This is a genomic window from uncultured Veillonella sp. (genome assembly GCF_963524655.1).
Taxonomy (GTDB): domain Bacteria; phylum Bacillota; class Negativicutes; order Veillonellales; family Veillonellaceae; genus Veillonella.
Genome location: NZ_CAURHA010000024.1, coordinates 23,227 through 31,303 on the forward strand (window position 1 = coordinate 23,227; position 8,077 = coordinate 31,303).

The following is an 8,077-nucleotide window of genomic DNA, read 5'->3' on the forward strand; positions in this document are numbered from 1 at the left end:
TCTGAGTTTTATTTTAGTGATTAATTGTAATGGAGCTAGCTAGTTTTATAGATAGATTATACTGGCCTTTGGGATGGGACACCTTTATAAGTAAAGTGATAAAAAAGTAAGTATACACTTGTGCAGCGACATTGCGAAGAACGGAGCAAGCAAGTGTATACTTACTTTTTTTACTAAGTTGTACTAACGAAACGGGGCCCCATCCAAAAGGCAAATGTAGAAACAGGGATTAGCTCCATTACAATTAGACTAATTGGTTAAAACTAGATATCATATGATTTTGTGTGTTATAATAACCTTTATAGTAGTTTTTGGAGGATTTATCAGATGTTATTTACCGTCAATACAGAAGTCTGTACACGATGCGGCCTTTGCGTAGCTGACTGTCCGACAGGATTGCTGGTGATGTCCGATGATGGGCCTATAACTGGCAAGGGAGGTTGTATCTCCTGTGGGCATTGTATTTCCGTATGTCCCACACTTGCTCTCGACAGCGACTTGACACCGCGTAAGGAGCAAATCGATATTACACAGGAGCCTAAGTTAACGCCAGAGCAAGCTGAGTTGTTTTTACGCAGTCGTCGCTCTATTCGTAACTATCAAAATAAACCAGTTCCTGCTGAGCTCATTCGCAAAGTGTTAAACGTTGCAAGAATGGCTCCAACAGCAACTAATACACAAGGTATTTCGTATATCGTAGTACGCGACAAACAAAAATTGCGTCGCATTGCTGATCTCGTTCTTGAGTGGATGCACTTAGCTGCAAAAACAGCACCTATCATGCGTCTGTATGCTCGTGCTGCTCAAGCGGAAGTAGATAAAGGCAAGGAATATATCTTGCGCGATGCGCCAGCTCTCGTAGTGGCAATCGGTTCTAAAAAAGATATTCATCGTACTCATGATAGCGGGCACTCTTGCTTGTCTTATGCAGAGCTTTACGCACCGACTTTAGGTCTTGGTACTTGTTGGGCAGGCTTCTTTGAACATGCAGGTGAAGCAGAATACGAACCATTGTTGGAGCTTTTAGGTGTACCAGAAGATAAGATTATCGCTGGTGCCATCTTGATGGGCTATCCGCGCGTTCGTTATCGCAACATCGTGGAACGTCAACCCCTAGATGTTACCTTCGATACGGAAGAATAAAATAAAAGCGATACTCTAAATTGATTAGGGTATCGCTTTTTGGCATTACAAATAAAAGAACCGACCTCTAGTTTGATAGAGGTCGGTTCTTGTTTATTTAGTTTGCAGATGTAATGGTACCTTTGAAAGTATCATTGATGAATTGTTTAATTGCATCAGATTTGTAGATGGCTGCAATTTTTTTGTATGTTTCGTTGTCTTTATCTTGTTCACGAACAGCAAGGATCATAACCGCTAAAGGCTCATCTTTAGGTTCTAAGAAGAAACCTTGTTTCTCTACGTTAAGACCAGCGCTTTGAACGTAGTTCATAGGAATCGCTGCTACTACAACGTCATCTAGGCTACGAGGCAATTGAGCTGCTTCTAATTCTTGGATTTGAAGATTTTTAGGGTTAGATGTAATATCTGCTACAGTTGCTTTGAAGCCAACGCCGTCTTTCAAAGTAATAAGGCCTGCTTTAGCAAGTAGTGCAAGACCACGACCACCATTAGTAGGATCGTTAGGAATCGCTACAATAGAGCCTTCTGGAACGTCAGCTGCACTGCGTACAGAGTTACTGTATAAACCCATTGGCATCAAAATAGTTTTGCCAATAGCTACTAATTTGGAACCGTTTTGTTTGTTAAAGTTTTCCATGAATGGTACGTGTTGGTACGCATTTAATTGAATGTCACCATCAGCGAGGGCTTTATCTGGTGTTACATAATCGGAGAACTCTACTACTTTAAGGTCGATACCTTGTTTTTTAGCCTCTTTGGCAACTGCTTCAGCTACTTGGGCGTGAGGACCTGCAGTAGCACCGATTTTTACTTCTTTAGGCGTTTGGCCTGCTTGATTAGTATTGTTGCCGCAACCAGCGATGGCGAATGCAAGTACACCAACGAGGAGAGGGGCAATAAATTTTTTGAATTTCATAATAACATCCCTTTCTACAACATATGTAATGTAAATATCCTATCATGTGAGTTGGATTTTGTATATAGAGAAATACATATGAGTTAGCTATAGATTAAAGTTATATGCTTTAGCATATCTAAAAATCTCGAAAAATGGTATAATATAATAAATAAGTTTTATACAACTTAATTTAAACGTTACAGTTTAATATATACATTATAATTTAGTATTAGTATTAGTATTAGTATTACAATTTAATATAAGTATTACAATTACAATTTAATATAAGTATTACAATTAATTTAACTGTAGATCTAGGTCTATATAGGAGGCTACCATGCTTAACTTCGATTTTTATAATCCAACCCATATCGTATTCGGTAAAGACCGTTTAGATGAATTAGATGCATTGGTACCAAAGGATGCAAAGGTGCTTATTACTTACGGCGGTGGATCTGCTGTGCGCAGTGGTCTTATTGATCGTATTGTGAAGGCACTGGGCAACCGCAAGGTAGAACAGTTCGGCGGTATTGAGCCAAACCCATCTCTTGAAACTTGTGAACGTGCGGTAGCTTTCATTAAAGAACATGGTGTAGATTTCGTTCTCGCTGTAGGTGGCGGTTCTGTAGTAGACGCTACAAAACTTATCGTTATGGGCGCTACTTATGATGGTCCTGTCGTTGAGGTTATGAAAGCTGGTGTACCAGCGGTTCCAGTGGAAATGGTGCCAAATCCATTACCATTTGGTACAGTTATGACTCTACCTGCCACAGGTTCTGAAATGAACAGTGGTGCAGTTATTACTTATGGTGACGGAAAATTCCCTGTATTCAGTAGCTTAGTATTCCCTAAGTTCTCCATGCTTGATCCAACATTGACTTTCACATTGCCTGAAAAACAAGTTAAGAATGGCGTTATTGATACCTTTGTGCATACCACAGAGCAATATTTAACATATCCTGTAGAGGGCCGTATTCAAGATCGTTTCAGCGAAGGTATTTTGAAAACTATGATTGAAATCGGCAAAGAAACGGTAGAAAATCCAGAAAACTACGATGTTCGTGCTAATCACGTATGGGCTTCTACCTTGGCATTAAACGGCTTGATTGGTGCCGGCGTACCACAAGATTGGGCAACACATCTTATCGGTCATGAGTTAACTGCGGCGTACCATCTTGATCATGGGATTACATTAGCTATCGTATTGCCTGCATTATTAGAAGTGAAAAAAGCAGACAAGCTTGAAAAATTGGCACAATATGCTACTCGTGTATGGCATATCACAGAAGGCACAACAGAAGAAAAAGCAGATAAGGCTATCGCTAAAACGCGTGAATTCTTCGAGTCCCTTGGCGTATCTACACATTTGAAAGATTATGGTCTAGGCGAAGAAGCAGTTGATAAAATTGTGAAACAATTGGAAGACCATGGTATGACTCGGCTTGGTGAAAAAGGCGATGTAACACCAGACGTAGCTCGTGAAATTTTAACGCGCGCTTTATAATACATTTGGTTAAAGCCATCAAAATTTGACACTAATTATATACAATGTATAATATAATAGCTTACATAAAAGACACCATATGGTGTCTTTTATTATTGTTCAAATTAGTTTTATCGTCTAGAAGAGGACTAAGATTAGTTTTGACTATCGTTTACATAATATATAATGTATGATTTCGAAAGGAGAAAATCCTTTGAGTGACATAAAGCATCGAAGTGCCTTTTCTTTTGCGCTTCCTATAATGATTCCTATGGGGCTCAGCTTCTTCTTCCTTGGATTAGGTTTTGGCTTGTATGCTACCAGTCAGGGATTACCTTGGTGGACCGCCCCTGTTTTGGCTAGTACAATTTTTGCAGGCTCTATGGAGTTCGTAACTATTGGGCTACTGATGGCAGGCTTTGATCCTGTAAATGCTTTTATGCTGACCTTGTTTGTTAATGGGCGGCATTTTTTCTATGGTTTATCTGCATTACAGAGATATGTAAATATGGGGTGGAAATGGTTTCCTACCGTTGCCTGGATGTGTGACGAAAGCTTTGCAATTAATGTATCTACGAAGTTGCCCGATGATGTGGATGAAAAATGGTTCTACTTCCATGTATCGTGGCTTAATTATACCTTTTGGGTGGTGAGTACCTTTGTAGGGGGATTGTTTGGTAATTTATTAGCATCTGTAGATTTGCGTGGTATTGGTTTTGTATTACCTGGCTTATTTATTGTTATATTCCTTGAAATGTTATTTAATGCTAAAAGTAATAATATTCGAGGCTTTGGTGCTGTTGGAGCCGTTGTAGCCTTAGCCATGCTTCTGTTGACGGGAAAATCCTTGTTTATGCTTGCCTCTATGGGGTGTATGCTCATAGTATGTTATATTGCGTATAAATGGGGAGGTGTACATCTTGACTAGTTTTGAAATGGTCATTACCGTTGCTATTGTCGTAGCAGCTACATTACTTACACGTTTTTCCGCTTTTCTTATTTTTCCGCCTGGTAAAAAGGCACCAGAGTTTGTACAGTATTTAGGTAAAGCATTGCCTGCAGCTGTTATGGGTATGCTTGTTGTATATACCTTTAAAGATACAATTGTACTTTCCTATCCTTATGGCATTCCAGAACTTATTGCTTTATTAGTAACCGTTGGCATGCACCTATGGAAGCGAAATATGTTCATGTCTATTGGGGCAGGCACTGTAGTGTATATGATACTTATACAAGCCGTATTTAATGTACCTAAATAGAATAAAGTACAATAAAATAAATAAACCACTTATATCTATTTCTAAAAGAAGGGAGAAGATATAAGTGGTTTTCTTTTTTATCTTAGTTGTAATAATCTTTCTAGACCTGGTGCCGTGTGGTGATCTTCCAAGAAGTCTTGTTGATCTAATAATTCCATAACGTCCATGTCGATGTTAGTAAGCTTGAAGTCGAATACATCAAAGTTAGCTTCCATATGGCTTACGGTATTTGCCTTTGGCAATGGAATGATGCCTCGTTGGATATGCCAACGTAAGATGATTTGGTGTTTTGTGACACCGTATTTTTCAGCCAAGCTTTTAATGATAGGGTGGTCGAAAATCGGTTGGCGATCACGAGTAAATGGAGACCACGCCATGCCTACTACTTGATGCTTGCGCATTAATTGTAATAAGGATTGGCGTTGGTTGAATGGGTGGCACTCGATTTGGTTCACCACAGGTTTTACATTACAGTGGTATAGCAAGTCGATGAGGCGATCTTCGTAGAAGTTAGAGAGACCTAGACCACGCAATACGTTTTGGTCGTATAACTCCTCCATAGCGCGCCATGAGCCGTAGTAATCGCCCAAAGGTTGGTGTACGAGCATGATGTCGATATAATTAGTGTCTAATTTTTTTAGAGAGCTTTCAACAGCGCGCATCGTATTATCATAGCCTGCATCGGTGTGCCAAATTTTTGTAGTAATAATGATATCTGTACGATTAACGCCAGATGCTTTGATACCTCTACCAACTGCTTCTTCATTGCCGTAGTAAGCGGCTGTATCGAGCAAGCGGTAACCTACGCCAAGTGCATTAGCAACGGCTTGCTCTGTTTCTCCTTCGGTGCCTGTTTTATAAGTGCCATAACCGATAGAAGGAATGAAGCTGCCGTTGTTTAATATTCTAAAGTCCATCCGTTCTTCCATGAGAACCTCCGTTATATCCATAAATTAAAGAAATTAGCTTTCATACAATTCTAATTGATTTTATGATATACTAAGGTATTGATAAAAATCAATATGATAGGAAGTGACAGAATGAAAATCAATCGTTTATGTTCTGTAATTGCTATGCTTAGTGTTATGATAATGGTGCTGGCCATTGCCGGTTGCGGTACAAAGACGGTATCCGTTACTGACGTAACATACAAGGATATGCCGTTGCAGATACATAATGACGCCAATGTAACAGCCCTTAACAAGGCGACAGTAACGCCGACCTTAACAGGGCAGGTCGTATATGCTGTGAAAGTAGGCGACCAAGTACAGCAAGGCCAAACCTTGGCAACTGTAGATACGGCGGCTTTACAACAACAGCTGGCATCCTTACAAGGTCAGTTAGCGCAAGCTCAGTCGCAATCATATGCGACATCTGTGACGACTACGACGGCTGCGTCCGTAGATAGTGCTCAATTAGCACAAGCACAGAAAATGCGTGAAGCGGGCATGATTACACAAAAAGAATATGATCGCATTGTGGAACGATCTCAACCACAAACTACGACAGTAACAACTGGCGGTGGTGGCGGTGGCGCTAATGTAGCAGCTATCGAGGCACAAATCGCTCAAGTATCGGCACAAATGGCTGCATCCACAATTGTAGCTCCTATAGCAGGTACGGTGACGGCTATTTATAACGAAGACCGTCAAATGGCGATTGCAGATCGTCCGTTTATGATGATACAACAAACCACACCGATGGTAGCATCTCTCAGCATCCCTCGTGATGCGGCGATGAAACTGGGTACACCGGAGGCAAAAAATGGCATGAAAGTGCTCCTCAAGGTGGCTGAACAAGAATTACCAGGTGAATTAACTTATGTAGATATTACGCAACCTGAAACTGTACCTAGCGTATTGGTGAAAGCAACTTTTAACAATGACAAAGGCCTCATTAAGGCTGGCGAATTCTATACACTTGTTATAGAATCTAATGTGAAAGCAAAAATGTTGACCGTACCGGCTAAGGCGGTTCGTGAAAACTCTGACGGCAAATATGTTTATGTATTGACTGAAAATAATACAGTAGACGTACGCGTCGTAGAGGTAGGCATCACAGAAGGTGATGATGTAGCTATTATTTCTGGTCTAAACGCAGGTGACAAGGTTATCACAACTGATGGAACCTTTGTGTTAGGCGAATCTGTAAAATTGTAATTACGAACCGTAAGGTTCTGTACTAAAGTTTTAATATATGTTGAATGCATGATGGCAAGAAAACTTTCACACACTGTGAAAGCAACCTCGTAAGAGGAATCTGATAGGAGGGATTATTATTTTAGAATTTAAACGTTTTGAATTAAGAGACAAACCATTAATCGATAAGTATTTTGAACAACATCATTATGAAGCCTCTGATAACTGTTTCACTACATTGTTCATGTGGCAAGATCCGTACGGCATCCGTTGGGCTGAAGAAAATGGCGTGTTGTATATTCAAGGTGGCGGTAAGCGTGAACCATTCCTATTGCCTCCGTTTGCTGGTAAAGATGCAAAGTTCCTTGATGGTTTATTGCGCGCTAAAGAATGGTTCGTAGAAAATAAATTGCCATTCCGTTTTAAAGGTGTTAGCAAAGCTGTTAAAGAGCGTATGGAAGACCTTTGTCCTGGTCGCTATGAGTTCACCCCTGACCGCGATAACTACGAATACATTTACAAGTCTGAAGATCTTATCAGTTTGTCCGGTAAGAAATTCCGTCAAAAGAAAAACCATTTGAACCAATTCCGCATGCAATACTCCAATTATGAGTACTTGCCAATTACGGAAGATATCATTCCATTATGTCGCGAAACAGCAGCATCTTGGGTGGAAACTCACCACGAAGAAGGTATCGAAGACGAATTAGTAGCAATCAATTTGTTGTTCGATAACTGGGAAGTATTAGGCCTTAAAGGCGGAGCCATTAAATTGTTTGGCCGTGTGGAAGCTTTCAGTATTGGTGAAATCTTAAATGATAGAATTGCTTTGATTCATATTGAAAAAGCAAATCCAGATATTCGCGGTTTGTACCAAGCGATTAACAATGAATTCATTCGTCATGAATTTAGCGAAGTCGAATTCATCAACCGTGAAGAAGACATGGGATTACCTGGCCTTCGCCAAGCAAAGGAATCTTACAACCCAGATCACTTTGCTGAAAAATATGACGCAGTATATGCTAACGAAGCAGATAATGCGACAGGCGGTAAATAAAATTCTGAGCTATGAAGTCGATGTGCTTCATAGCTCATTTTGTTATAATAGAAGTGTTAGCCTATCTATTTGTATGTAAATTGCGTATCATCATGGCGA

8 protein-coding genes are annotated in these 8,077 nt (G+C 40.1%); 6 read left to right on the top strand and 2 right to left on the bottom strand.

What is annotated here, in order from left to right:
- Positions 1-327: 327 nt before the first annotated feature.
- Positions 328-1,143 (top strand): nitroreductase family protein, encoded by an 816-nt coding sequence (locus RYM16_RS05980; RefSeq protein WP_009352294.1) that lies wholly within the window; start codon positions 328-330, stop codon positions 1,141-1,143.
- Positions 1,144-1,240: 97 nt separating this feature from the next.
- Here RYM16_RS05980 and RYM16_RS05985 read toward each other — a convergent pair whose 3' ends face one another.
- Complete coding sequence (locus RYM16_RS05985) at positions 1,241-2,059, bottom strand: MetQ/NlpA family ABC transporter substrate-binding protein (RefSeq protein ID WP_314982931.1); 819 nt, start codon at positions 2,057-2,059, stop codon at positions 1,241-1,243.
- 319 nt (positions 2,060-2,378) lie between these two features.
- Here RYM16_RS05985 and RYM16_RS05990 point away from each other — a divergent pair, with 319 nt between their 5' ends.
- The 3 genes from RYM16_RS05990 to RYM16_RS06000 all read left to right on the top strand — a co-directional run bounded on the left by RYM16_RS05990 (position 2,379) and on the right by RYM16_RS06000 (position 4,783).
- Positions 2,379-3,545: an iron-containing alcohol dehydrogenase gene (locus RYM16_RS05990; RefSeq protein ID WP_314982932.1), complete on the top strand. Its 1,167-nt coding sequence runs from the start codon at positions 2,379-2,381 to the stop codon at positions 3,543-3,545.
- Between the two features lie 241 nt (positions 3,546-3,786).
- On the top strand, positions 3,787-4,452 hold the full coding sequence (locus RYM16_RS05995; RefSeq protein ID WP_314982938.1) for an AzlC family ABC transporter permease: 666 nt from the start codon (positions 3,787-3,789) through the stop codon (positions 4,450-4,452).
- Positions 4,445-4,783, top strand: a complete 339-nt coding sequence (locus RYM16_RS06000) for a branched-chain amino acid transporter permease (RefSeq protein ID WP_009352382.1) — start codon at positions 4,445-4,447, stop codon at positions 4,781-4,783. The genes RYM16_RS05995 and RYM16_RS06000 overlap by 8 nt, the downstream gene beginning before the upstream one ends.
- A gap of 77 nt (positions 4,784-4,860) precedes the next feature.
- Here the strand turns inward: RYM16_RS06000 and RYM16_RS06005 are convergent, their stop codons facing one another.
- Positions 4,861-5,712, bottom strand: a complete 852-nt coding sequence (locus RYM16_RS06005; protein ID WP_314982934.1) for an aldo/keto reductase — start codon at positions 5,710-5,712, stop codon at positions 4,861-4,863.
- Positions 5,713-5,823: 111 nt separating this feature from the next.
- Between RYM16_RS06005 and RYM16_RS06010 the strand changes: the two genes are divergently transcribed.
- Complete coding sequence (locus RYM16_RS06010; protein WP_314982936.1) at positions 5,824-6,942, top strand: efflux RND transporter periplasmic adaptor subunit; 1,119 nt, start codon at positions 5,824-5,826, stop codon at positions 6,940-6,942.
- Positions 6,943-7,042: 100 nt separating this feature from the next.
- Entirely contained in the window at positions 7,043-7,978 is a 936-nt protein-coding gene (locus RYM16_RS06015; RefSeq protein ID WP_314982940.1) for a phosphatidylglycerol lysyltransferase domain-containing protein, read from the top strand.
- Positions 7,979-8,077: the final 99 nt, after the last annotated feature.